Below are 23134 nucleotides of genomic sequence, written 5' to 3'. Positions count from 1 at the left end.
AATGGAACTGCAGGATCGGGTAGCGATCGTGACTGGGGGGAGCTCGGGTATCGGCAAGGCGATAGCCACTCGTCTGGTCCAGGAGGGTGCGAAGGTTGCCGTGCTTGGCCACGCCGACGACGAAGGCAGGAGAGTCGAGGCCGAGTTGCAGGATCTGGCCAAGCGGCACGCCATCGCGGAGTGCATGTACCTCCATGCCGACGTCAGCGATAGCACGCAGGTGCGCGATGCGATCGCGGCGGTGGTCGGGAAGTGGCACCAGATTCATATCCTCGTCAATAACGCCGCGGTCATGAAAATGGCGTCGCTCGTGGACATGGAGGACGAGGACTGGGACCTGACCATGGCGGTCAACCTGCGCGGTCCGTTCCTGCTGTCCAAGCATGCCATTCCCTCGATGCCCGCGCATGGCGCCATCCTGAATATCTCGTCGGTGCACTCGATCGCAACCGATGCCTGCAGTACCGCGTACTCGACCAGCAAGGGCGGTCTCGAGACGTTCACCCGCGCGCTCGCGCTCGAGTGTTTTCCGCGCCGGATCCGCGTAAATGCACTGCGGCTGGGCGCAGTCGATACGGATATGTTGCGCGACAACCCACAGGTGAAAGCGGGCACTGAACAGGTGGAAAGGTCCGAAGTCGCTACACCGGAAGAAATTGCCGAAATCGCGCTGTTCCTAGTCAGTGCGCGGGCCGCGTTCATCAGCGGTTCGGTCGTGACTGCGGACGGCGGACGCTTGCCCATCCTCGGTAGCCACACGCAGATCAAGCCGCGCGACCTACCGGATGGAGGCAATCCACCATGAGGACACATTACGATCTTGCGATCATCGGTAGCGGTACCGCCGCGACGACCTGCGCGCTGGCGGTGGCGAAGGCCGGGCTGCGCGTCACCGTCATCGATGTCCGGCGCTTGGGCGGTACCTGCGCGCTACGGGGTTGCGACCCGAAAAAAGTCATGGTTGCCACCGCGGGTGCGCTCGACCACGTCAGGCGTGCCACCGGCAAAGGTATTCAGGGCCAGGCTTGCCTCGACTGGGCGGACCTGCTCGCGTTCAAGCGCACATTCACGGATCCGGTTCCGCAGGCTAAGGAAGAACTGTTCGCGAAGCAGGGGATAGCTACAATTCACGGCCACGCCAGCTTCATCGGCGAACGATCGCTGGATGTCGACGGCCGCCAGATCGATGCGGACCGGATCCTGATCGCGGCTGGCGCGGAGCCTGTCCCGCTGGGCATTCCTGGCGAAGATATGGTCCTGACGATCGAGAGTGTTCTCGCCCTGGACCTCCTGCCGCGCCGCATGCTTATCGTCGGCGGAGGCTATATCGCGGCAGAACTTTCCCACATCGCGGCGCGGGCCGGTGCCCAGGTGACCATCGTGCATGAGGGCGAACACATTCTCGAGCATTTTGCGGCCGAACTGGTCGGGTGGCTGCGGGACGCTTTCGACGCGGCCGGGATCGCGATCCATACCGCTACCCAAGTGATCGGAATCGAACGGCAAGACCGAGCCCTGCTGGTACACGCCCTGCACAAGGAGAGGTCGGTCACTTTCGAGGTCGACGCCGTGGTGCACGGCGCCGGACGCCGCCCCGATTTCGACAGCATGAACCTTCAGGCGGCCGGGATCGACCTCGATCACGGACGGCTGAAGCTGAACGAATACCTGCAGAGCGCGTCGAATACGGCCGTGTACGCTGCGGGCGACGCCGCCGGCATGGGGCCGCCGCTGACGCCCGTCGCCGCCCATGACGGTGCTGTCGTCGCCGATAATATCCTTAAGGGGAATCACAGGAAGCCCGACTACCGGGCGGTGCCGAGCGTCGCCTTTACCATTCCACCGATCGCTTCGGTTGGATTGAGCGGGCATCAGGCAAGTGAATTGCAGCTGGCCTTCGACATCCGCTGCCAGGACGCGTCAGCCTGGTTCAGCGCGCGTGCAGAGGCGCAACAGGTATACGGCTACAAGATACTAGTCGAGAAAGACACAGGCAAGATCCTGGGAGCGCATCTCGTAGGGCCACACGCAGATGAGCTGATCAATCTGTTTTCCCTGGCGATCCGCCATGATCTGACTGCCGACCAACTCAAGGCGACCATGTTTGCGTATCCGACGGGTGCGTCCGACATCGCTTCCATGTTGTAGCCGGGCCGATCTACGCCATTCAGTGCATCACGGGCAGCGCAAATTCCCCTTGACCTTCCCATCGCTGTAAGCTTTATCTTGGGGGTATGGACAGGAGGTTTTATGGATACTGCTTTTAAAGAAAAAAGTGACACCGCTGAACTGAGCTTCAACGTAGATGGCATGACCTGCGCGTCGTGCGTATCGCGCGTGGAAAAAGCGCTCAATGCAGTGCCCGGGGTCGAGAGTGCGTCAGTCAATCCGGCCACCGAGAAGGCCACCGTGCATGCAGCGCCGACCGTGACTTTCGAAGCCCTGTCGCAAGCAGTGGAAAAAGCCGGTTATGACGTACCGGGCGAGCAGATCTCCCTGTCGATATCCGGCATGACCTGCGCGTCTTGTGTAGCGCGCCTGGAGAAGGTCCTCGGAAAGGTTCCGGGCGTGACCGAAGCGAGCGTGAATCTCGCGACCGAAAAGGCGCAGATTCGCGCGAGCGGGGTGCCGGTGGATGTCCTTATCGCTGCCGTCCAGAGAGCCGGCTACGATGCGAACGTCGTGGTCGCAGGCGCACCCGTTCCCGCCGCCGCCAGGGGACTGCCGACCTGGTGGCCGGTGGCGGTGTCGGCCTTGCTCAGCGTGCCGCTGGTCGCGCCGATGCTCGGAATGCTGTTCGGCAGCGACTGGATGCTGCCCGGTTGGCTGCAACTCTTGCTGGCGACGCCGGTGCAGTTCTGGCTTGGTGCCCGCTTCTACAAGGCTGGCTGGAAGGCGCTGCGGGCAGGATCGGGCAATATGGACTTGCTCGTTGCCATCGGAACCAGCGCCGCCTATGGCCTGTCGGTGTATCTGCTGGTCATGCAGACGGGCCATGGCGCTGCGCATCACCTGTATTTCGAATCGTCCGCCGTGGTCATCACGCTGATCCTGCTCGGTAAATGGCTGGAAGCGCGGGCCAAGCACCAGACGGTTACCGCCTTGCGTGCGCTGGAATCCCTGCGTTCGACCGTGGCGATCGTGCGCCGCGATGGCCGGGATAGCGAGGTGCCGGTCGCCACCGTCCGGGTAGGCGACACGGTGATCGTCCGCCCGGGAGACCGCGTTCCGGTCGACGGCGTCGTCATCGAAGGAAATAGCCATCTGGACGAGTCGCTGTTGACGGGCGAGAGCCTGCCGGTGTCCAAGGCAGTGGGCGACCCGGTGACGGGAGGCGCGGTGAACGCCGACGGCCTGCTCGTGCTCCGTGCCACGGCGGTGGGCGGGGCCACCATGCTCTCGCAGATCATCAAGCTGGTCGAAGATGCGCAAGCGGTCAAGGCGCCCATCCAGCGCCTGGTGGACAAGGTGAGCGCAGTGTTCGTTCCCGTCGTCCTGTTGATTTCGATGGTGACCCTGCTCGGTTGGGGATTGTGGACGGGAGACTGGCAGCAAGCCTTGCTGAACGCGGTTGCCGTCCAGGTCATCGCCTGTCCGTGCGCGCTTGGCCTGGCGACGCCGACTTCGATCATGGCCGGTACCGGTGCGGCCGCAAAATATGGCATCCTCATCAAGGATGCCGAGGCGCTGGAAACCGCTCATGCGGTCACGACGGTTGCCTTCGACAAGACCGGCACGCTCACCGAGGGCAAGCCGGCCGTCGTCGCGGTCGAGGCGGCAGACCGGCCAGACAGCGAATTGTTGGCGCTCGCCCGGGCCGTTCAGCAGTACAGTGACCACCCGCTCGCAAAAGCGGTCGAAGTTGCAGCGTTGGCGATCGGGGCCGAACTGCGCCCGGCCTCCGCTGCAAAGGCGCTGCCCGGCCGCGGCGTCCAGGCCGACGTCCAGGGAACCACTGTCTACCTGGGGAACAAGCGCCTGATGGAGGAAATCGGTGTTCCGGTGACTTCGATGGAAACTGTCGCCAGGAATCATGAAGACCAGGGGCGGACGGTGTCCTGGCTCGCGGTCCAGACCGGGAGCGGTGTCCGGCTTGCCGGGTTGCTGGCCTTCGGCGACACGCTGAAGGCGTCGGCGAAGGCAGCCGTGTCGCGCCTGGAAGACATGGGCGTGCACTCGGTGATGCTGACAGGCGACAACCGGGGAAGCGCACAGGCCGTCGCCACTGCCGTCGGTGTCGGCGATTTCCAGGCCGAGGTACTTCCTGCCGACAAAGCGAACGTCGTGACCTCGCTGAAACGCCATGGCGGGAAAGTGGCCATGGTCGGGGATGGTATCAACGACGCCCCGGCGCTCGCCGCAGCCGACGTCGGCATTGCGATGTCCACCGGTACGGACGTCGCCATGCACACCGCCGGCATTACCTTGATGCGTGGCGATCCGGCGCTGGTGGCGGACGCCATCGATATCTCGAAAAAGACCTACCGCAAGATCCAGCAGAACCTTGTCTGGGCGTTCCTCTACAACGTCATCGGGATTCCGTTGGCGGCCCTCGGCTATCTGAATCCGGTGATTGCGGGTGCGGCGATGGCCTTCAGCAGCGTCAGCGTGGTGTCGAATGCCTTGCTGCTGCGTCGCTGGAAGCCGGAAAACGCGGACGGAGGACAGTCGTGAATATTGGACAGGCAGCAGAAGCGTCTGGCGTGACGGCAAAGATGATCCGGTACTACGAAAGCATCGAATTGATTAGCGCCGCCAGCCGGACCGGATCCGGATACCGACAGTATGACCGGGTCGACGTGCAGACGCTGCGCTTCATCAAGCGCGCACGCGAGCTGGGATTTTCGATCGAGCGTATCAAAACGCTGCTCGAACTATGGGAAGACCGTGGGCGACGAAGTTCGGAAGTGCGGACCCTGGCTCGCCAATATATTGCCGAGCTCGACGCGGATATCGCGAGGCTGCAATCCATTCGAAATCAATTGCAGCACCTCGCCGATACCTGCGGAGGAAACGAGCGCCCGGAATGTCCGATTCTCGACGAGCTTGCGCTCACCGGGATCGGCGCATAGGTGCTTGAGGGAGTGAACGGATAAATAAGGCAGAGCGGCAGGGCCGCTCTGCCTAGTCATCATTGCTGGGACTGGCTGGCGGTGACCGAATAACCCGCGTCGCTGATTGCCGACTTGATGGCGTCCAGGCTGGCCTGCGTATCGACGCGCACGCGCTTGCCCGGCAAGTCGACATCGACCCTGGCATTGCTGTCGACCAACTGCACAGATCTGGTCACGCTCTTGACGCAGCCGCCACAGGTCATGCCTTCTACTTGTAGTTCGTACATGGTTCGTTCTCCTTTGCGAAATGAGCGCCCAATATATGGGTTCCTACGGTGGGAAGGTCAAGCTCTGGAAGATGGCGTACTGCCCAGGGCCTCCGGGACACACTCTGCGGCAGGCTCGTGCGCTATCGAAAGAATCACATGCACCCGCTGCGGCCCCAAGTCGCTTGACTCCGTACATGACTACGGAAGTAAAGTGATGCCATCCAATCCACCTTGAAAGGAACTGCATGTCTGAATCACAGAACGGGCGCGGTGCGCTTCTGGCCGGCGGGCTGGCGGCGATCCTCGCTTCCGCGTGCTGTCTGGGACCGCTGTTGCTCGTCGCCCTCGGCTTCAGTGGCGCCTGGATCGGCAACCTGACCGTGCTCGAGCCGTATCGCCCGATTTTCATCGGTGTTGCACTGATCGCGATGTTGCTCGCATGGCATCGTCTGTTCCACCGGGCCGCGGCCTGCAAGCCGGGCGAGGTATGTGCGATGCCTCATGTACAGACGACATACAGGGTCATTTTCTGGGTCGTCGGGGTGCTAGTACTGGTCGCGCTTGGATTTCCGTATGTCGTGCCATTTTTTTATTGATCATAGGAGTCCTCCATGAAAAGACTGTTCGTCTTCCTCGCTGTCTCCGCCCTTGTGGTCCCTGCGTGGGCCGCTACCCGGACCGTTACTCTTTCGGTGCCGGGAATGACCTGCTCGGCATGTCCAATTACCGTCAAGAAAGCGCTTTCCAAGGTCGAAGGCGTCAGCAAAGTCGAGGTGGGCTACGAGAAGCGCCAGGCCGTCGTCACCTTCGACGATGCCAAGGCCAGCGTGGAGCAGCTGACCCGCGCGACCACGGACGCCGGCTATCCATCGTCGGCCAGGAAATGAACGTGGCGAACCCGAAGACGATGCTGAGGGCAGGCCTGATCGGCACGGTCCTGGTAGCCCTGTGCTGCTTTACGCCGATCCTGGTGGTCCTGCTCGGCGTGGTCGGCCTGGCCGGCCTGACCGGCTATCTGGACTATGTTCTGCTGCCTGCGCTCCTTGTATTCATCGGCTTGACCATCTATGCAATCCAGCGCAAGCAGAAAGCCGACGCGTGCTGCCAACCGACCAGAACTGAAAAATGAAAATGATCGAGATCAAGATAGATGGCATGACGTGCACGTCATGCGCCACGGATGTCAAAAATGCCCTGGAACAGGTTCGCGGCGTAAGCAAGGTGTCGGTTTCCTATCCCGAGAACCGGGCGCAGGTACTCGCGCAGGCGGATGCCGACCGTGGTCAAATGCTGGCCGCGATCACAGGCCTGGGCTATCGAGGCGCTTTCGGTGACACCGCGGCAGGCAACGAGAGCAGGACCCGGTTGCATATCGCCATCATTGGCAGCGGTGGCGCCGCGATGGCGGCAATGCTGAAAGCGGTCGAGCAGGGCGCTCACGTCACGCTGATCGAGCGCGGCACCATCGGCGGCACCTGCGTAAATGTCGGCTGCGTGCCGTCCAAGATCATGATCCGCGCCGCCCACGTCGCGCACCTTCGCCAGACGAGCCCATTCGACGATGGCATCGCGGCGGCCAGGCCCGCGATCGATCGCCGCAGGCTGCTTGCCCAGCAACAAGCCCGCGTCGACGAGCTGCGTCACGCCAAGTACGAAAGCAGCCTGGATGGTAATCCGGCCATCACTGTCCTGCGCGGTGAAGCGCGTTTCAAGGACGGCAGGAGCCTCCTCGTTTCGCTGAACGGTGGCGGTGAGCGGCTCGTGCCGTTCGACCGCTGCCTGGTCGCCACCGGCGCCAGCCCGGCCGTGCCGCCGATTCCGGGCTTGCACGGATCGCCCTACTGGAACTCCACCGAAGCGCTGGCCAGCGACACGATTCCCGCACGCCTGGCCGTGATCGGCGCGTCGGTGGTTGCGCTGGAACTGGCGCAGGCCTTTGCGCGGCTCGGCAGCAAGGTGACGATCCTGGCGCGCAGCACGCTGCTTTCACATGAAGACCCGGCCATCGGCGAAGCCATCAAGGCAGTCTTCCTCGTCGAAGGCATCGAGGTACGGGAACACACGCAAGTCAGCCAGGTGGCCCATCTGTGTGGCGAATTTATGCTGACCACGCGGCACGGCGAGTTGTACGCCGACCAGCTGCTGGTCGCCAGCGGCCGGGTTCCGAATACGCGCGGCCTGGCCCTGCAGGCTGCAGGGGTCGCGCTCGGGGCGCAAGGGGCGATCGTCATCGATAAGGGCATGCGCACGAGCAACCGGCACATCTACGCGGCCGGCGACTGCACCGACCAGCCGCAGTTCGTGTATGTGGCTGCAGCGGCCGGTACGCGCGCAGCCATCAATATGACCGGCGGCGAAGCAGCGCTCGACCTCACCGCGATGCCTGGCGTGGTGTTCACCGATCCGCAGGTGGCTACCGTGGGCCATAGCGAGGCCGATGCGCGGCGAGCCGGTATCGACACGGACAGCCGCACCCTGGCGCTCGAGCACGTGCCGCGCGCGCTGGCCAATTTCGACACGCGCGGCTTCATCAAGCTGGTCGTCGAGCAGGGCAGCGGCCGGCTGATGGGGGTCCAGGCCGTGGCGCCGGAAGCAGGCGAACTGATCCAAACAGCCGCGCTCGCCATCCGGGCGAGGATGACAGCGCAGGAACTGGCGGACCAGCTGTTCCCCTATCTGACGATGGTGGAGGGCTTGAAACTGGCCGCGCAGACGTTCAGCAAGGATGTGGCACAGCTGTCGTGCTGTGCCGGGTGACCGAGCTTCGTGGCCCAACCCCATGCAGGTAGAAGGTCTGGAGTAGATATCTCATCCAATCAGGAGGTAATGATGAAACGATACAATCTCGCCATCATTGGCACCGGGACGGCAGCGATGGTTGCCGCGATGCGCGTACGGTCTGCCGGATGGACTGTTGCGGTAATTGACAACCGTCCCTTCGGTGGCACATGCGCGCTGCGCGGCTGCGATCCCAAGAAAATGCTCGTAAGCGGCGCCAGCGCAGCCGACCACGCCCGGCGCATGCACGGCAAAGGCATCGTCGGCGAGACGGATATCGATTGGCCCGCCCTGATCGCCTTCAAGCGGACCTTCACCGATCCGATTCCTGAAAAGAACCAGCAGCGTTACATGGGGAAGGGCATCGATGCTTTTCATGGGCTGGCCCGCTTCGTCGGCCGGCAAACGCTGGATATCGACGGCGAGTCCCTGGAGGCCGACCACATCCTGATTGCTTCCGGCGCCGAGTCGATGAAGCTCGGCATCGCGGGTGAAGAGCACCTGGTCACCCACGAAGAATTCCTCGAAATGGAGGCACTGCCGGGCCGGATCGTCATCGTTGGCGGGGGCTTCATCGCCTTTGAATTCGCACACGTCGCGCGCCGCGCCGGTGCCGACGTCACGATACTCGAGCAGGGCGAGCGCGTGCTTGGACCATTCGATCCGGACCTTGTCGAATGGCTGGCGGAGAAGTCCCGCGATCTCGGCATTGAAATCCACACTGGAACCGCCGTCGAGTCCATCGCGCGGGACAGTGACGGCTTCACCGTTCACGCAACTGCGAACGGCCATGCCGGAATCTTCAAGGCCGACCTCGTCGTACACGGCGCAGGGCGCGTGCCCGCGCTTGGCGCGCTCGACCTGGACGCAGCCGGGGTGGCGCACGAGCGCGGGCGGCTCAAGCTCAACAAGTTCCTGCAGAGCACTTCCAATCCGGCGGTGTATGCAGCCGGCGATGCCGCGCTCATGGGGCCACCGCTGACGCCGGTGTCGAGCCATGACGCAAAGGTGGTCGCGTCGAATTTGTTGAACGGGAACAAGCAGGAGCCGAACTACACCGGGGTGCCGAGCGTCGTCTTCACGATCCCGCCGCTTGCCGCCGCGGGGCTGAGTGAAGCCGAGGCGCACCGGCAAGGCTACAAGTTCCGCGTGCGGAGCGAAAAGGCATCCGACTGGTTTACGGCGCGCCAGGCCGAGGAACCGACCTATGCATTCAAGGTGATGGTCGACGAGGAAACCGACCGGGTGCTCGGCGCACATCTGCTGGGTCCGCATGCTGACGAGGTGATCAACATCTTTGCTCTCGCAATACGCCATGATCTTACGGCCGAACAGCTCAAGACAACGATGTTCGCCTATCCCACCGGGGCGTCGGACATCGGATACATGCTGTAGTCCGGCGCCGGTCGGTGGCGAGATGCCACCGGCCCGGACGGCGCGTCGATGCGGCTAAATCCTCCGCGGCAGCAAACCCGCCCGAGGTGCAAGCCAATAACCTACCGATAACTTTCCCGGGCCTTTGGCGATCAGGAATAACAGTACGGTCGCCCACACGCCATGCGTTGGATAGGCGTCCGGGTACACGAAGATTTCGATCGTCAGGGTCATGCCGAGCAGGGCCAGCGCAGAGAACCGGGTTGCCAAGCCCAGCAATAGGAAGATCGGAAAGACATGTTCCGCAAAGGCCGCAATTGGCGCCGCCAATTCGGGCGGGATCAGGGGCAGGCGGTATTCCCCGCGAAACAAGGCAATGGCGGTATCGGACAAATGCGGCCAGCCGAGATGGAATTCGCCATCGATCAGGTCGATCGCAAGACCCTCGACTTTGGTCTGGCCGGATTTCCAGAAGACGGCGGCAATCGAAAACCGGCCAAGCGCCGCGATCAGGGAATCTGGTATGCGTCCGAACAGCGAGCCAAGACGCTGGAAAATCTGGATCGGCTTGCGTGTGCTCACAGCAGCGGCGGACGGTACGTCATAGGTCGAATTCATGAGATGTACTCGCTTGGGATGTCAAGGATGAAATGGCGCGTGCCCGGACGAGCTGGCTCAGGATGCCGGCGAGGTCGAACCGGGGATGTGCCCGGCTGGCCAGTTCGAGCGCACCGCCCAGGCTGCCCGCTTGCAACAGGTAATCAATGAAGTCAGCGGCGCCATCCGAGAGAGGAATCACCTCAACCTCCAGATCGGGCCGTACGACCAGCATATCCTGCGCAACGTAAGGATCGACTGTCGCGATATCGACGAGTCCCTGATGGGCCGCCCAGAGCGATGCGACCGCATACCTGGATCGCAAGAGTCCGACCGAGGGATTGAACAGGACCCGCAGCTCCGGAAGGACGTCGATATCCGCCATGGCGGATGCAAGGGCGCACGTCGGTAGTTCGTCAGCATCGCGTGCGTGCAATGCAGTTATCCGTAAGATCTCGAGCCGAGCAACATCACCCAGGTAAGGGAGCGATGCCGCTGGTGGAAAATGCTCGATGAACGAGGGGAATGACGCGCCGTAATGGGCAAGCACGCACGAACGCGGCGGCTCCTTGCGTACGAACAGCACTGCCATGGCCCGGAAAAAAGCCTCCCCGACCAGTTCCTGGGTGACCGGGAACGTGTCGGCAAGCGCGTCGACGAGCGAAGCGGCAACGTTGTTCCGGTGGACCGCGAACCGGGCCGCCGGATCCGATCCGTTCCAGGTCGTGATCCCATCGGGGATGGTCCGTTCGGGATCGAGCAAGGCTGCTGAAAATTCTCGATGCCCCGTCATGCTCCCGCCCCTTGGTGGAGATTCACCCGTTCGGCGGCCAGCAGCAGCAGCTCTGCCATCCGGCTTTCGTTGAGGAGAACATCGAAAGAAGGGATATTGTTGTCGCGCTCCAGCAAGGTGGGCACCGGGCCGGCTCGATCAAGCACGTACTTATAGAGCTGCCAGACCGCCGGCGTGACAGGTGCACCATGGCTATCGATCAATAGCTCGTCACCGTTGCCATCCAGGTCGCGCTCGAATCCGGCAATATGGATTTCGCCCACCTCCTCGAGCGGCAAGGCACGGACTGCCGCATACGGGTTGAAATCGTGGTTAATGGACGAGACGTACAGGTTGTTTACATCCAACAGCAGCCCGCAGCCGGTGCGGACCAGAATCTCGCCGATGAATTCGGCTTCCGTCATTGTCGATGTGGCGAACTCCACATAGGTGGCTGGATTTTCCAGTAAAATTTTTCGATCGAGATGCGCCTGCACCTGATCGATGTGGCTGCATACCCGCTGCAATGTCTGCCGATCGTAGGCGACTGGCAGCAAGTCGTTGAAAAATACATTGCCGTGGCTGGTCCACGCCAGATGCTCCGAGAAGGATTGCGGAGCGTACCGTTCGATCAGCATCTTCAGGCGGTCCAGGTGAGCGACATCGGGCGGCGCTTCTCCCCCCAGCGATAAACCGACTCCGTGGATCGAGAGCGGATAGCACTCCCGGATAAGGCTCAGGTAGTGGTGCAGAGGTCCGCCATCGACCATGTAATTCTCGGCATGGATTTCAAAGAAACCTATGTCGGGCTGGATCGCGAGGATGTGCTGGAAATGCTCGGGCTTCAATCCGATGCCGGCGCGGCGCGGCAAGGCAAGCGCTAGAGCAGGGGCGGAAACGCCACTGTCCAGCGCCCCGGGAGATGCAGTCGACTTCACAATGACGCTCCGCTTCCTATCGCTGCCGATCAGGCTTTCTTTTCCTCGAAGGCCTTTAGCTGGCCGAAGCCGGTCGGCGAGGTCTTCGACACGGTTTTCTCGCAAGTGCCTTTCGGGACCATTTTCCAGGCGTTGCCCTGGTCATCGATCTTCGAAGTGCCGGCGCAGGTAGTGCCGGCCCCTGCCTTGCAATCGTTCTTGCCCTTCAGTGCAACGCCGAAGCATTTTTCCTGATTATCCATGTTGTCGCCTGGCGCGGCTGCCGCAGGAGTGGACATCGTGAGCGCCGTGGTGAAAGCGAGCGCAAGTGCCGCTGCCGTGGCTTGGTGAATCGTTGTTACCTGGTTCATGTGGATCTCCTGTTTGTATAAGAGGGAAACGACCAACGGACGTTCCCGATCGACAGACGGCGTGATCAGTAAAAATTGAAAACTTCGCACCGCCTGGTATTGGCATAGTCGGACGAGCCGTCGATTTCTTACACCCGGACCGCGAAATCTTACCGACGGGAAGGTGAAAACCAGTGGAATGCGCCATTCGGGCGAGTGGCACGCGGGCTTAAAAAATATTTCTTTAGCGCCATGTAAGAAAACCATGGCTTCGCTCGACTATATCCCCAGCAATGCCGGTACACACTGCAGAGCTGGTGCTATCCGCTTGCGTTGTTTTTACTTTTTATTAATTTTTCCATCCGTCCTGAAAGAGTCATCATGAACAAATCCATTCTGAGTTTCTCTGTTGCTGCGTTGACCGCAGCCTCGTTTGCCCTGCCGGCCGCAGCAGCGAACGAACCGTCGAGTGGCAGCCAGTGCGGCGCGAAGTGCGCGCCCGCGAAGACTGCCAAAGCGAGCAAGAAATCGACCAAATGCGGTGCCAATAGCGGAGCCCTTGCCGCCGCGTAGTGCGGCGCGAAGTGCGGTCCGAAATGCGGTCCGAAATGCGGTCCGAATAACAAATAAACCGGGAGCGGCGCCGGCAGGGATCTCCGGCCGGCGTTCGCCTATTGCTTGTGGATTCAACCCGGCCTTCGAAATGAATATCGCAAACACGTCATCGATAATGAACCGGATGAGCGCATCCACCCTGGAACGCATGGAGGACGCAGCGGAAAGCCTACTTCAGTGTTATGTCGAACTGTCGGCTACCGGCACGCATGTGCTTGCCGAAATACTCGACGGCAGCTCGCCTCGCTAGTGGAAACATTATCCACACGACGACGTGGTCGATGCCGTCAGTGGATACCAGTTTTACTATCATTCCCATTCCCCGGGCGATTGGGATGCGTTGATGGAGCACGGGCATCTTCATGTGTTCGCGCGTACGGATGTGCATGCGAAGGCAATCGAGAGCGATACTGAAACCGATTTTTTATCTCAGCTTAATGGCGAGGAACCGGCAGAAGCCCGAACCATTAACCTGCTGTGTGTCGCTCTCGATGCGAAAGGTTTGCCAAAGAGGCTCTTTACCGTTAATCGCTGGGTTACCGGTGACCATCTTGCAAGTGCTGCGGCGACGCGAAGACTGGTTGTCGGTTTTCACGTACGATCCGAGCGGTATCGGCTTATCACCAACTGGCTGCAAGCGCTCTTGCACTTGCTCCAGCCCCAGGTCGAGCAGTTGCTGATCGAACGTGACCGGAGACTGCTCGAGCTGGCCTGCGATCGCATTGCATCTGGATTGCTCGAGGACGAGTCGGTCGAAATATTGTCGAGCATTGACATCGACATCGATCGGCAGATTCAGTGGCTGCTCAAGACCGCGCGCTAACTTGCACATCCAATGAGTGCTTCGGGTTTCGTCGGGCTAACTTCCTTCCCCGACTGCTTCGCCAGCTTGCAGGGAGGCAATCAGCGGACAAGAAATTTGGCCGTGCCGGGTGTGGCAGGCGCATACCAGGCGCGACAGCACGGATTCGATGCGTGTCAGATCCGACAATTTCTGGCGCACGTCCTGAAGCTTGTGCTCGGCAAGGCTGCTGGCTTCTTCGCAATGGGTTCCGTCTTCCAGCCTGAGCAATTCAGCGATTTCGTCCAGGCTGAAGCCGAGCCGTTGGGCCGACCTGATGAATTTTACCCGAGCGACATCCTGTTCTCCATAGCGCCGAATGCTTCCGTACGGCTTGTCGGGCTCAGGCAGCAATCCCTTGCGCTGATAGAACCGGATCGTTTCCACATTCACCTCGGCCGCCTTGGCGAAAGCGCCAATGGTCAGGCTACCTGCACTGTTCATTCTCATTCGAGCACTCCGTACCTAGCTACGGAAGTGATTGTACGCCACCTCGGACGTATTCCCGAGCGCATGACGACCATCCCGGCCCGGCCGGGCTGATGAAGTCTCTGCAGTCAATGCGGCACGGCCCTGCAGAAATTACTTGACCTTGGAGCAGGGTCCTGGGTCTATCGTAACGATGTGTGTGATGGAAAACCGATGAGGCGAACATCTCGCGCACCACTACCTTTACCTACCAACCGGAGTAACGTCATGAATGCCAAACGTAAAGTCGAAGTCTTCAGCGCAGGCTGTTCCCTCTGCCAGGACGCCATCGAACTCGTCAATCGCATTGCATGTGGTTCATGCGATGTTTCCATCCTCGACATGACCGACATAAATGTCGCGAAACGTGCCCGTGATCTCGGCGTGCGCACCGTACCGGCGGTCGCCATCAACGGCCAGCTCGCATCGTGCTGTCGCGGCACAGGCGTCGATGAGCAGGCGCTGCGCACTGCCGGACTCGGCCAGGCGTAAGCGAGGACCTCGGCAGGAAGCGGTTCCTGTCGAGGTCATGTCAGCAAAATTTGTGAATCAGCCATTGAGGGGTGAAGAGGGAAAACGGGAAAAATCGGGCGCTAAAGCCCTGTTACCGATCCTTGAAGTCCCGCAGAGGCCGATATTTGCCCTCGTCGACCCTCCTGCTTTGCCGCCAGACGTAATCCCCGGTCAGGTTAATGTGCTCCCATCCTAACGGCGACAGGAATTGCAGCATGTCGTCATTGACCAGCTTGCCGGCCTTGCGCAGGGCTTGCGTTGAGCGCTCCAGATACACGGTGTTCCACAGGACGATGGCGGCCGTCACCAGGTTCAGACCGCTGGCCCGGTATCGCTGCTGCTCGAACGTCCGGTCGCGGATCTCGCCCAGCCTGTGGATGAAGACCGCCCTGGCCAGTGCGTTTCGGGCTTCCCCCTTGTTCAGCCCCGCGTGCACCCGCCGGCGCAGCTCAATGTTTTGCAACCAGTCCAGGATGAACAGTGTGCGCTCGATGCGGCCCAGCTCGCGCAGCGCGATGGCCAGGCCGTTCTGTCGCGGGTAGCTGCTGAGCTTGCGGAGCATGAGGGACGCGGTGACCGTGCCGTGTTTGATGGAAGAAGCCACGCGCAGAACATCGTCCCAGTGCTCGCGCAGGTGCTTTATTTTCAGGGTGCCACCGATCATCGATCGCAGCGCCGGGTGGTCCCCCACCTTGCCGGGCACGTACAGCTTGGTGTCGCCCAAGTCGCGGATACGTGGCGCAAACCGGAACCCCAGCAGATGCATCAGCGCGAACACGTGGTCAGTAAAGCCGGCCGTGTCGGTGTAGTGCTCCTCGATGCGCAAGTCCGATTCGTGGTACAGCAGGCCGTCCAGCACGTAGGTTGAATCGCGCACCCCGACATTGACGACTTTGGTGCTGAACGGTGCGTACTGGTCGGAGATGTGGGTGTAGAACAGCTTGCCCGGCTCGGCGCCGTATTTCGGGTTGATATGCCCTGTGCTCTCCGCCCGGCCGCCGGCGCGGAAGCGCTGGCCGTCCGATGACGATGTGGTGCCGTCGCCCCAGTGCCCCGCGAACGAGTGCGTGAGCTGGGCGTTGACGAGTTCGGCCAGGCCGGCCGAGTACGTTTCGTCCCGGATGTGCCAAGCCTGTAACCAGGACAGTTTCGCGTAGGTGGCGCCGGGGCTCGATTCCGCCATCTTGGTCAGCCCGAGGTTGATCGCGTCGGCTAGAATCGCCGATAGTAATAGCGTGCGGTCCTTGGCCTCCTCGCCGTGTTTGAGGTGGACGAAATGGCGCGTGAATCCGGTCCAGTCGTCCACGTCCATCAGCAGTTCCGTGATTTTGATGCGGGGTAGCAGGCCACTGGTAAGGTCGATCAGCATCTGCGCCGCGTCCGGCACCACGGCATCCTGCGGGCTGATCCTCAGCCCGGTTTCGGTGATGATCGCGTCGGGCAGTTCATTGGTCAGCGCCAGGCGGTTGACTTTGGCCAGCTGCTGTTCGAGCAGCAGCAAGCGGTCATGCAGGTATTGGTCGCAGTCCTGGTTGACCGCGATCGGTAGCTCGCGCGCCGTCTTCATCGCACCGAATCTGGCCGCCGGCAGGAGGTATTCTTCGAAGTCGCGGAACTGCCGCGATCCCTGCACCCAGATATCGCCGGACCGAAGCGTATTCTTCAGCTCCGACAGCACGCAGATTTCGTAGAAGCGGCGGTCAAGCCCCTCGTCGGTGATGACGAGCGGCTTCCAGCGCGCCTTGACGAAAGCGACTGGCGCGTCGTCGGGCACCTTGCGCGCGCCGGTCATGTTCATTTCGCGCAGCACGTCGATCGCGTCGAGGACCGCTTGCGCGGCCGGCGCCGCCTTTAGCTTGAGCACGTCGAGGAACTCGGGCGTGTAACGGCGCAGCGTGCTGTATTGTTCGCCGATCAGAGACAGGTGGTCGAACGACTCGGGCTGTGCCAGCTGCCCGGCCTCGGTGACGCTCTGTGCGAAGTCCGACCATGGCAGGATTGCCTCGATCGCGGCGAACGGGTCGCCGCCCGATTCCTTGGCCTCGACCAGCACGCGGCCGACCTTCGAATACAGGCGCATCTTGTCGTTGATCGCCTTGCCCTGCTTCTGGAAGTCCTGTTGATGCTTGTTCTTGGCGACGCTAAACAACTTGATCATGATGCGGTCGTGCAGGTCGACCAATTCGTCCGTCACGGTGGCCATGCCTTCGATGGCCAGCGCCGCCAGGGTGGCATACCGTCGCTCGTCCTCGAACTTGGCCAGGTCGCGCGGCGTCATTTGCGCACCCTCGCGAGCCATCTTCAGCAGCCGGTTCTGGTGGATCTGGCGGCCCAGCCCCTCCGGCAGCGCGAGCGACTGAAACACCTTGAGGCGTTCGATGTGCTCGCGCATGTAGCGGGAATTGGGCTTGAGCGGCGACTGACGCAGCCACACGAGCCAAGTGATGCTCATGTCGGGCGCGACGTTGAGCAGGTTGTCCAGGGAGCGCCTGTGGTGGCACTCCAGCGGCTCGATCAGCGTGCGATAGATTCGCCGGTTCGCCCTAATTACGGCCTCGGCGCAGGCCCGTTCGATGACGGTCAGCGCCGGAAGGATGATGCGCTTCTGGCGCAGCGTATCGAGGGAGTACGCTGCAAGGATCATGGCCTTATCTGTCTGCATGGCGAGGTCGGCTAGGCTGTGCACCAACTTGCGGAAATCAGGCAGGCCGAACACGGACAACCCCAAGTAGGCACGCAGTTCATGCAGATGCTCGTTGCGCGTTTTCTCTCGCTCGCCGTATTCGGGCCAGGCGCCGGCGTCGCTGCGCACCTGTTTGGCAATCCAATGGAGCACCGGATCTGGCAGTACGGTGTCGCTGGCCAGCGCGTTGCCGGGGTAGCGTAGCAGGCACATCTGCACTGCGAAGCCGAGGCGGTTTGCGGCGCCACGGCGTTGCCGGATCAACGCCAGGTCGGCGTCCGTGAAGCTGTACTGCTGAATCAGATCATCTTCGCTTTCTGGCAATATCAGCAAGCTGTCTCGTTCGGTCTCGGAAAGTAGTACACGGCGGGGCATGCGTTCCCTTCTTCTTGAAAACGTAGGTTTATGAATGCTCGCCATGGCAACCGGCATGGGCACGGCAATCAAGGGGTTGCGATTCTCGAAAATAGTTCTTGAAATTCTATTCTTGATTGCATACCATCTCAACGAGTTTCGATAAAAAGGGATACCCATGCGACCTTCCGTTGTGCTCGACATGAAGCGGAGCGCCGTCCGTGAAGCGGTGAGCCGCTTTCGCACTGCTAACCCGCGCGTTTTCGGCTCGGTGCTGCATGGCACCGACCGGGATGGCAGCGACCTCGATCTGCTGGTCGATGCGCTGCCCGGTGCCACGTTGCTGGACTTGGGCGATTTGGAGGAGGAGCTGAAATCGCTGCTCGGCGTTGACGTTGATCTGCTGACGCCTGGTGATCTGCCCCCGAAGTTCCGCGCCAAGGTGCTCGCCGAGGCACAACCGGTATGAGCGAAAACCGACTGCCCGATTACCTCGACCACATACAGCAGGCCGCCACCGATGCGCGCAGCTTCGTCGACGGCTTGGCCAAGGCCGACTTCCTGGTCGATAAGCGCACCCAGCAGGCCGTTATCATGAGCCTCATCATCATTGGCGAAGCCGCCACAAAAGTGATGGATGGTTACGCCGAGTTCACCCAAGCGCAACCGGAAGTACCTTGGCGCAGCATGCGCAACATGCGCAATCGCATGGCCCACGGCTATTTCGATATCAACCTCGATGTGGTGTGGGAGACGGTACAAGAGTGGCTGCCGCAGTTGCTGCAACAACTGCCTGCCGTACGTCGGGATGTGGACGAAAACTGCGATGACAATGGAATGACGCCATGACCGGGTGCTGTGAAAATAAGAGCTGCGAAGTGACGGCAATGCGCGCAAATCACAGCCGCGTACTGTGGGCCGTGCTCGTGATCAATGCCGCGATGTTCCTGGTCGAGGGTGTGGCCGGCCTTCTGGCCAACTCCACGTCGCTGCTGGCCGATGCGCTTGATATGTTCGGTGATGCCCTCATTTATGGGTTCAGTCTTCTTGTGCTTGCACGTTCCGCGCGATGGCAGGCCGGCGCCGCGCTGGCCAAAGGGGTATTCATGCTGGTCTTCGGACTTGGCGTGCTGGCGGAAGCATTTTATAAGATGCTTACCCCAGTGATGCCGGGCGTTGCAACGATGGGTGTTATCGGCACTCTCGCACTGTGCGCTAACCTCGTATGCTTTTTCTTGCTGTACCGGTACCGTAGCGATAACCTCAACATGAGTTCGACCTGGCTGTGCTCGCGCAACGACCTGATCGCAAACCTCGGGGTTCTGCTCGCCGCCGGCAGCAGCTACCTATGGTCCTCTCGCTGGCCCGACATCGTTGTCGGCAGCGTCATCGCCGTGTTGTTCCTGCACTCCGCTTTCGGTGTGCTGTGGCAGTCGTTGCAGGCGTTGCGGGCGCCGGCGATACAGGTTGTTGCAATCAAGCGTCGGTGAGTCAAGCCATGTTGATTGGATATGCCCGGGTCTCGACGCAGGATCAGAATCTGGAGCTTCAGCGCGAAGCCTTGGCCAAGCTCGGGTGCCAAAAGATCTTCGAGGACAAAGTGAGCGGCTCGCGCGCCAACCGCCCCGGCTTGGCGAAGGCTTTCGAATTGCTGCGCGAAGGCGATACCCTTGTGGTGTGGAAGCTGGATCGTCTGGGTCGCAGCGTCAAGCAGCTGGTCGACCTGGTCGGCGAGCTTCACAAGCAAGGCGTCCATTTCCGGAGTCTGACCGACGCCATCGACACCGGCACGCCGTCCGGTCGCTTTTTCTTTCACGTCATGGCAAGCCTGGCGGAGATGGAGCGCGAACTGACCGTCGAGCGCACACGTGCGGGACTTGAAGTCGCAAGACAACTTGGCCGCAAAGGCGGCCGCAAGCCGAAAATGACCGACAGCAAAATTGCCTCTGCCAAGAAACTCCTCGCTAGTGGGGTGCCGCCAAGGGACGTGGCAAAAAATCTCGGCGTCTCAATCCCTACCCTCTATCGCTGGGTGCCAGCTTCAACGCCCGCTTAGCGCTCAATTTTTTTCCGGTTTCCCTATTCACTCCCTTCCGGTCCGTGCGGCCCTAACGCAGGTACGGCTGTCGACCGCGTCAATGCCGCAGTGAATCCGGCTGGCTGATGCTGGGGCAGTCTCGGGCGGATTAGTCTAAAAATGTGTGTATTTGAATAATGTAAACAAGCACGTAGATTGTGATTAGTACGGCAACGACACAAGTTAAAAAAGTTGACCATTTTCTGTCAGACTTACGTTGCTCTGTTTTGCCGCCTTTACGGCGTTCTTGATAACGTGAATTCTCTTCACCTGACGGCTTTTCCATCTCAACTCCATTTTTTTGCGCACGAATCAGCCTTTTCTCCAGGGCCTCAGACTGGCCTTATGCTCGATGAGCATTTAGCGTGCCGTCTGTGCTGGCGGCGTGAACCGGCCAAACCGCAATGCAAGGGCTGGCAATACGAGCAGGTTGAGCAGCGTCGACGTGAACAGTCCACCCAGGATGACCACGGCCATCGGCCCTTCGATCTCGTTGCCCGGCTCGCCGCTCATGATCGCCAGAGGCAACAGGCCTAGGCCCGTCACCAGCGCTGTCATCAGGATCGGGGCCAGGCGCTCCGAGGCGCCCAGCGTCGCCGTTTCCGCGTTCCACCGATGGCCTTCCTGGTGCACGAGGTGCTGATAATGAGAGATCAGCATGATAGAGTTGCGCAGTGTGATGCCGAACAGCGTTACGAACCCGACCATCGAACCGAGCGTCATAACGCCACCGGTCGCGAACACGGTCAGCGCGCCGCCGACAAGAGCGAACGGCAGGTTTGTCATCACGAGGACGAGGCCACGGGCATCACGCAGTGCGAGGAAGACCAGCAGGCAAATGACGACCGCCGATACCGCGAAGTATATTAGGAGGTCGCGCTGCGCGCTTGCCTGGGCCTGGGCCTCGCCCTCGAAGGCTGTGCTGTAACCCTGGGGCAGCTTGACCTCGGCAGCGACCTTGCGCCTTGCCTCGTCGACGAACTGGCCGACCGGCTTGCCGTTGACCTGGGCAGTGACCGTTTGCAGGCGCTGGGCGCTGTCGTGGAGGATCAGTGACCGTCCGCCGGTCTGGCGGATATCGGCCAGGCTACCGAGCGGCACGACGACCCCATCGGACGTCCTCAACGGAAGTTCGCCGATCTGTGCAGGGCTGCGGCGCGCCTCGTCTGCCAGGATAACGACGACCCCATACACGGCGTTGGCGTCGTAGACCTGGGCGACTTCGGTCCCCTGGTAGGCAGTCTGGATGGCCTCCATCACATCAACGGGCGCTAGTCCCCAGCGCGCGAGCTGGTCGTGACGCAATCGGATGGATAGCGCCGGCAGGGCCGCCGGCGCCTGCAGGGTCACGCCCGCCGCACCCGGCACGGCGTTCAAGGCTTTCGTTACCTGTGCACCCAGCCGGTCCAGCACGTCCAGGTCGGGACCATAAATGTTGACGATGACGGGCGCCGTATATCCCGAGATCGTTTCCTGCACGCGTTCGGTCAGGAAGGTCTCGACGGTGAAGACGAGCCCGGGAAAATCCGCCAGCTTCGCGCGGAGGGCGGCCTGCGCCTGTTCCTGTTCTTCCGCGCCCAGCCCCTGAGCGAGGCCGACCTCGAATTCGCTGTACTGTGGTCCAAATACGTCGATGCCTTGGGCGGTCCTGCCGACCCGCTGGGCCACCGTGCGGACATTCGGCACTGCCAGCAATGCATGGCTGACGCGTTCGCCCACGCGCATCGATTCCCGAATCGAGGTGCCCGGAGCTGCCTGCATGTGCAGGATAAAATGACCTTCACGCAGTTCCGGCAGGTATTCGCGGGTGAAGAATGGCAGAGCGATGAGCGCCGCGAGAAGGAAGCCACCAAACACCGTCAAGGCGACGCCCCAATGGGCCTCGACCTGGCCCAGGACGGTCACGTAGCGCGTCCTCAGCCAGCGGTAGGCGCGCGGCTCTGCCTTGTCCTCGGTCTGTCCCGCAAGCAGCGCGTAGCACAGCGCTGGGGTCAACGTCAGTGCCACCAGCAACGACGCCATGATAGCCAAGATATAGGCCATGCCGAGAGGCGCGAACAGCTTGCCGGACACGCCAGACAGGGTCAGCACTGGTAGGAAGATTGCCGCCACGGTGAACGTGGCATAGATGACGGCGCCGCGCACTTCGGTGGACGCCGCGATGACCACGTCGGCAACTGGATGTGGCTGCGGCAGATGGCGATTTTCCCGTAGGCGGCGGTAGATGTTTTCCACGTCGATGATGGCGTCGTCGACAACCTCGCCCAGCGCGATAGCCAAGCCGCCCAACGTCATCGTGTTCAGCGGTACCTTGAAGTGGTACAGCACGATAAGCGCCGTGAGGAGGGACAACGGAATGGCCGTCACCGAGATCAGCGCCGTGCGCACGTTGAACAGGAATAGGAACAATACGATGACGACTAGCGCCGCACCGACCAGCAAGGCATTGCGCAGGTGGGTGGTCGATGTGGCAATGAAATCGGCAGGACGAAACAGGCTGGGATGCAAGTCAATGCCCTCGGAAGCGAACACTTGCTTCATGGCGGCCAGGCGGCTTTCTACGTTCCTAGTGACGCTGACGATGTCCGAGCCGTACTGGTTGCTGACCATGAGGATGACGCCAGGCCGGCCCTGGATGGTCGCGCCGCTGACTGGCGTTTCCTGCCCGGCCACGACCTTGCCGACGTCGGCCAGGCGCACAACGGCCCCGTTCTTCTGCAACAGGACCACCTGGCCCAGTCGCTCCGCGTTTGTAAGCTGGCCTACCGTGTCCAACACTAGGCGCTGGTTGGCCGTATCGATGACGCCCGAACCGAGGATGCCGGTCGCCCGCCTGGCGGCGGCAATAACGTCCTGGAGAGACAGCCCGTAGCGCACCAGCTTCGCCGGATCGGCCTGGATCTGATACTGCTTAATCTCGCCGCCGTAGATACCGATGTCGGAAACGCCGGGACTGGCCAGCAGTCTTGGTTTCAAGGTCCATTCGGCAAAGCTGCGTAGGTCCATTAGCGAGCGCTTGGACGAGGTCAACCCGATAGCCAGCGTCACGCTGGTCGAGGAACTCAGCGGCGTCATCTTGGGTACCGCTACGCCGGCGGGCAGGCTGCCGGCCAGCGTTGAGACTTGTTCGGCCGCCGTCTGGCGCGCGCGCTGGATGTCGACCGTGTCGTCAAAGATGAGGTTGACCACCGAGACCCCCTGGATCGATTGCGAGCGCATCGATTGCAGGCCGATCGATCCGCCGAGCACGTTCTCGACGCGCTGCGTCACCAGTTGCTCGACCTGCTCGGCCGACAGACCCGGGGCCTCGGTCTGGATGCTGACGAGCGGCGGCGCGAACTCGGGGAACACGTCCTGGCGCGACTGGGACAGCGCGTATACGCCGTAGCCCGCGACTAGGCAAGCCAGGGTAAAGATCACGCCGCGCAGGCGTACGGAAAATTCGATGATGGGTGTGAGCATAGTGGGACGC

General features: G+C 61.5%; 23 protein-coding genes and 1 pseudogene. 16 read left to right on the top strand and 8 right to left on the bottom strand.

All coding sequences use genetic code 11. The annotated features are described in order from the left end of the window. The first annotated feature begins 1 nt into the window (after window position 1). The 4 genes from BVG12_RS04190 (at window position 2) to cueR (ending at window position 5072) form a co-directional block, all read left to right on the top strand. Window positions 2-805, top strand: coding sequence for an SDR family NAD(P)-dependent oxidoreductase (locus tag BVG12_RS04190; RefSeq protein WP_075791314.1), 804 nt, complete (start codon window positions 2-4; stop codon window positions 803-805). After that, complete coding sequence (locus BVG12_RS04185; RefSeq protein WP_075791313.1) at window positions 802-2148, top strand: dihydrolipoyl dehydrogenase family protein; 1347 nt, start codon at window positions 802-804, stop codon at window positions 2146-2148. The genes BVG12_RS04190 and BVG12_RS04185 overlap by 4 nt, the downstream gene beginning before the upstream one ends. Window positions 2149-2250: 102 nt before the next feature. Next, window positions 2251-4674: a heavy metal translocating P-type ATPase gene (locus BVG12_RS04180; RefSeq protein WP_075791312.1), complete on the top strand. Its 2424-nt coding sequence runs from the start codon at window positions 2251-2253 to the stop codon at window positions 4672-4674. Continuing rightward, on the top strand, window positions 4671-5072 hold the full coding sequence (cueR, locus tag BVG12_RS04175; RefSeq protein ID WP_075791311.1) for a Cu(I)-responsive transcriptional regulator: 402 nt from the start codon (window positions 4671-4673) through the stop codon (window positions 5070-5072). Before BVG12_RS04180 ends, cueR begins: the two co-directional genes overlap by 4 nt. A 59-nt stretch (window positions 5073-5131) precedes the next feature. Here the strand turns inward: cueR and BVG12_RS04170 are convergent, their stop codons facing one another. Further along, complete coding sequence (locus tag BVG12_RS04170; RefSeq protein WP_075791310.1) at window positions 5132-5341, bottom strand: heavy-metal-associated domain-containing protein; 210 nt, start codon at window positions 5339-5341, stop codon at window positions 5132-5134. A gap of 227 nt (window positions 5342-5568) precedes the next feature. On the opposite strand from BVG12_RS04170, the gene merT reads away from it, so the two are divergent. From merT to BVG12_RS04145, 5 genes are all read left to right on the top strand, one after another. Next, the gene (merT, locus tag BVG12_RS04165) at window positions 5569-5919 is read left to right on the top strand and encodes a mercuric ion transporter MerT (RefSeq protein WP_075791309.1); all 351 of its coding nucleotides are present in this window, start codon (window positions 5569-5571) and stop codon (window positions 5917-5919) included. Window positions 5920-5934: 15 nt separating this feature from the next. Then, on the top strand, window positions 5935-6210 hold the full coding sequence (gene merP, locus BVG12_RS04160) for a mercury resistance system periplasmic binding protein MerP (protein WP_075791308.1): 276 nt from the start codon (window positions 5935-5937) through the stop codon (window positions 6208-6210). A gap of 2 nt (window positions 6211-6212) precedes the next feature. Beyond that, on the top strand, window positions 6213-6452 hold the full coding sequence (gene merF, locus BVG12_RS04155) for a mercury resistance system transport protein MerF (protein WP_075796189.1): 240 nt from the start codon (window positions 6213-6215) through the stop codon (window positions 6450-6452). Window positions 6453-6454: 2 nt separating this feature from the next. Beyond that, window positions 6455-8080 (top strand): mercury(II) reductase, encoded by a 1626-nt coding sequence (gene merA, locus BVG12_RS04150; protein WP_075791307.1) that lies wholly within the window; start codon window positions 6455-6457, stop codon window positions 8078-8080. A gap of 69 nt (window positions 8081-8149) precedes the next feature. Beyond that, window positions 8150-9496 carry a dihydrolipoyl dehydrogenase family protein gene (locus BVG12_RS04145; protein ID WP_075791306.1) on the top strand — a complete coding sequence of 449 codons (1347 nt, stop codon included), beginning with the start codon at window positions 8150-8152 and terminating at the stop codon, window positions 9494-9496. Between the two features lie 54 nt (window positions 9497-9550). Here BVG12_RS04145 and BVG12_RS04140 read toward each other — a convergent pair whose 3' ends face one another. From BVG12_RS04140 to BVG12_RS04125, 4 genes are read right to left on the bottom strand one after another with little or no spacing between them, the layout of a single operon-like run. Continuing rightward, window positions 9551-10093 carry a DoxX family protein gene (locus BVG12_RS04140; protein ID WP_083684533.1) on the bottom strand — a complete coding sequence of 181 codons (543 nt, stop codon included), beginning with the start codon at window positions 10091-10093 and terminating at the stop codon, window positions 9551-9553. Next, entirely contained in the window at window positions 10077-10865 is a 789-nt protein-coding gene (locus tag BVG12_RS04135) for an HvfC/BufC N-terminal domain-containing protein (RefSeq protein ID WP_075791305.1), read from the bottom strand. The genes BVG12_RS04140 and BVG12_RS04135 overlap by 17 nt, the downstream gene beginning before the upstream one ends. Next, window positions 10862-11782 (bottom strand): MNIO family bufferin maturase, encoded by a 921-nt coding sequence (gene bufB / locus BVG12_RS04130; protein WP_083684531.1) that lies wholly within the window; start codon window positions 11780-11782, stop codon window positions 10862-10864. Before bufB ends, BVG12_RS04135 begins: the two co-directional genes overlap by 4 nt. Before the next feature lie 29 nt (window positions 11783-11811). Continuing rightward, window positions 11812-12132 (bottom strand): BufA1 family periplasmic bufferin-type metallophore, encoded by a 321-nt coding sequence (locus BVG12_RS04125; protein ID WP_075791304.1) that lies wholly within the window; start codon window positions 12130-12132, stop codon window positions 11812-11814. 360 nt (window positions 12133-12492) lie between these two features. Between BVG12_RS04125 and BVG12_RS33835 the strand changes: the two genes are divergently transcribed. Next, window positions 12493-12684: a hypothetical protein gene (locus tag BVG12_RS33835; protein ID WP_156895537.1), complete on the top strand. Its 192-nt coding sequence runs from the start codon at window positions 12493-12495 to the stop codon at window positions 12682-12684. Between the two features lie 304 nt (window positions 12685-12988). Then, window positions 12989-13549: pseudogene (locus tag BVG12_RS04115) on the top strand (DUF6969 family protein); the annotation flags it as partial. A 36-nt stretch (window positions 13550-13585) separates the two neighbouring features. Here BVG12_RS04115 and merR read toward each other — a convergent pair. Beyond that, window positions 13586-14011, bottom strand: a complete 426-nt coding sequence (gene merR, locus BVG12_RS04110) for a mercury resistance transcriptional regulator MerR (protein ID WP_229503800.1) — start codon at window positions 14009-14011, stop codon at window positions 13586-13588. 252 nt (window positions 14012-14263) lie between these two features. On the opposite strand from merR, the gene BVG12_RS04105 reads away from it, so the two are divergent. After that, the gene (locus tag BVG12_RS04105) at window positions 14264-14527 is read left to right on the top strand and encodes a thioredoxin family protein (RefSeq protein ID WP_075791300.1); all 264 of its coding nucleotides are present in this window, start codon (window positions 14264-14266) and stop codon (window positions 14525-14527) included. A 112-nt stretch (window positions 14528-14639) separates the two neighbouring features. Here the strand turns inward: BVG12_RS04105 and BVG12_RS04100 are convergent, their stop codons facing one another. Further along, window positions 14640-17606, bottom strand: coding sequence for a Tn3 family transposase (locus tag BVG12_RS04100; protein WP_075791299.1), 2967 nt, complete (start codon window positions 17604-17606; stop codon window positions 14640-14642). Between the two features lie 157 nt (window positions 17607-17763). On the opposite strand from BVG12_RS04100, the gene BVG12_RS04095 reads away from it, so the two are divergent. Genes BVG12_RS04095 through BVG12_RS04080 form a run of 4 tightly spaced genes read left to right on the top strand, consistent with a single transcriptional unit; the run spans window position 17764 to window position 19641 of the window. Beyond that, window positions 17764-18054 carry a nucleotidyltransferase family protein gene (locus BVG12_RS04095; RefSeq protein ID WP_075791298.1) on the top strand — a complete coding sequence of 97 codons (291 nt, stop codon included), beginning with the start codon at window positions 17764-17766 and terminating at the stop codon, window positions 18052-18054. Continuing rightward, window positions 18051-18434, top strand: coding sequence for a HepT-like ribonuclease domain-containing protein (locus BVG12_RS04090; RefSeq protein ID WP_075791297.1), 384 nt, complete (start codon window positions 18051-18053; stop codon window positions 18432-18434). The genes BVG12_RS04095 and BVG12_RS04090 overlap by 4 nt, the downstream gene beginning before the upstream one ends. Then, window positions 18431-19075: a cation diffusion facilitator family transporter gene (locus BVG12_RS04085; RefSeq protein WP_075791296.1), complete on the top strand. Its 645-nt coding sequence runs from the start codon at window positions 18431-18433 to the stop codon at window positions 19073-19075. Before BVG12_RS04090 ends, BVG12_RS04085 begins: the two co-directional genes overlap by 4 nt. 8 nt (window positions 19076-19083) lie before the next feature. Next, window positions 19084-19641, top strand: coding sequence for a recombinase family protein (locus BVG12_RS04080; RefSeq protein WP_075791295.1), 558 nt, complete (start codon window positions 19084-19086; stop codon window positions 19639-19641). A gap of 381 nt (window positions 19642-20022) precedes the next feature. Here BVG12_RS04080 and BVG12_RS04075 read toward each other — a convergent pair whose 3' ends face one another. Then, on the bottom strand, window positions 20023-23124 hold the full coding sequence (locus BVG12_RS04075; RefSeq protein WP_075791294.1) for an efflux RND transporter permease subunit: 3102 nt from the start codon (window positions 23122-23124) through the stop codon (window positions 20023-20025). Between the last annotated feature and the right edge of the window lie 10 nt (window positions 23125-23134).

Source organism: Massilia putida, assembly GCF_001941825.1.
In the GTDB taxonomy this organism is placed as follows: Bacteria; Pseudomonadota; Gammaproteobacteria; order Burkholderiales; family Burkholderiaceae_D; genus Telluria; species Telluria putida.
The sequence above is the reverse complement of the archived record's forward strand: the minus strand, read 5'-3'. Positions and strand labels throughout refer to the sequence as shown.

Bases quoted from the DNA above. Each gene is read 5' to 3' on its own strand.
- BVG12_RS04080 (WP_075791295.1), top strand. From the start codon at position 19,084: ATGTTGATTGGATATGCCCGGGTCTCGACGCAGGATCAGAATCTGGAG.
- BVG12_RS04105 (WP_075791300.1), top strand. From the start codon at position 14,264: ATGAATGCCAAACGTAAAGTCGAAGTCTTCAGCGCAGGCTGTTCCCTC.
- BVG12_RS04180 (WP_075791312.1), top strand. From the start codon at position 2,251: ATGGATACTGCTTTTAAAGAAAAAAGTGACACCGCTGAACTGAGCTTC.
- BVG12_RS04185 (WP_075791313.1), top strand. From the start codon at position 802: ATGAGGACACATTACGATCTTGCGATCATCGGTAGCGGTACCGCCGCG.
- merT (WP_075791309.1), top strand. From the start codon at position 5,569: ATGTCTGAATCACAGAACGGGCGCGGTGCGCTTCTGGCCGGCGGGCTG.
- BVG12_RS04075 (WP_075791294.1), bottom strand. From the start codon at position 23,124: ATGCTCACACCCATCATCGAATTTTCCGTACGCCTGCGCGGCGTGATC.
- BVG12_RS04145 (WP_075791306.1), top strand. From the start codon at position 8,150: ATGATGAAACGATACAATCTCGCCATCATTGGCACCGGGACGGCAGCG.
- BVG12_RS33835 (WP_156895537.1), top strand. From the start codon at position 12,493: ATGAACAAATCCATTCTGAGTTTCTCTGTTGCTGCGTTGACCGCAGCC.
- BVG12_RS04190 (WP_075791314.1), top strand. From the start codon at position 2: ATGGAACTGCAGGATCGGGTAGCGATCGTGACTGGGGGGAGCTCGGGT.
- BVG12_RS04090 (WP_075791297.1), top strand. From the start codon at position 18,051: ATGAGCGAAAACCGACTGCCCGATTACCTCGACCACATACAGCAGGCC.
- BVG12_RS04170 (WP_075791310.1), bottom strand. From the start codon at position 5,341: ATGTACGAACTACAAGTAGAAGGCATGACCTGTGGCGGCTGCGTCAAG.
- merA (WP_075791307.1), top strand. From the start codon at position 6,455: ATGATCGAGATCAAGATAGATGGCATGACGTGCACGTCATGCGCCACG.
- merP (WP_075791308.1), top strand. From the start codon at position 5,935: ATGAAAAGACTGTTCGTCTTCCTCGCTGTCTCCGCCCTTGTGGTCCCT.
- merR (WP_229503800.1), bottom strand. From the start codon at position 14,011: ATGAACAGTGCAGGTAGCCTGACCATTGGCGCTTTCGCCAAGGCGGCC.
- BVG12_RS04100 (WP_075791299.1), bottom strand. From the start codon at position 17,606: ATGCCCCGCCGTGTACTACTTTCCGAGACCGAACGAGACAGCTTGCTG.
- BVG12_RS04135 (WP_075791305.1), bottom strand. From the start codon at position 10,865: ATGACGGGGCATCGAGAATTTTCAGCAGCCTTGCTCGATCCCGAACGG.
- BVG12_RS04125 (WP_075791304.1), bottom strand. From the start codon at position 12,132: ATGAACCAGGTAACAACGATTCACCAAGCCACGGCAGCGGCACTTGCG.
- BVG12_RS04095 (WP_075791298.1), top strand. From the start codon at position 17,764: ATGCGACCTTCCGTTGTGCTCGACATGAAGCGGAGCGCCGTCCGTGAA.
- BVG12_RS04140 (WP_083684533.1), bottom strand. From the start codon at position 10,093: ATGAATTCGACCTATGACGTACCGTCCGCCGCTGCTGTGAGCACACGC.
- BVG12_RS04085 (WP_075791296.1), top strand. From the start codon at position 18,431: ATGACCGGGTGCTGTGAAAATAAGAGCTGCGAAGTGACGGCAATGCGC.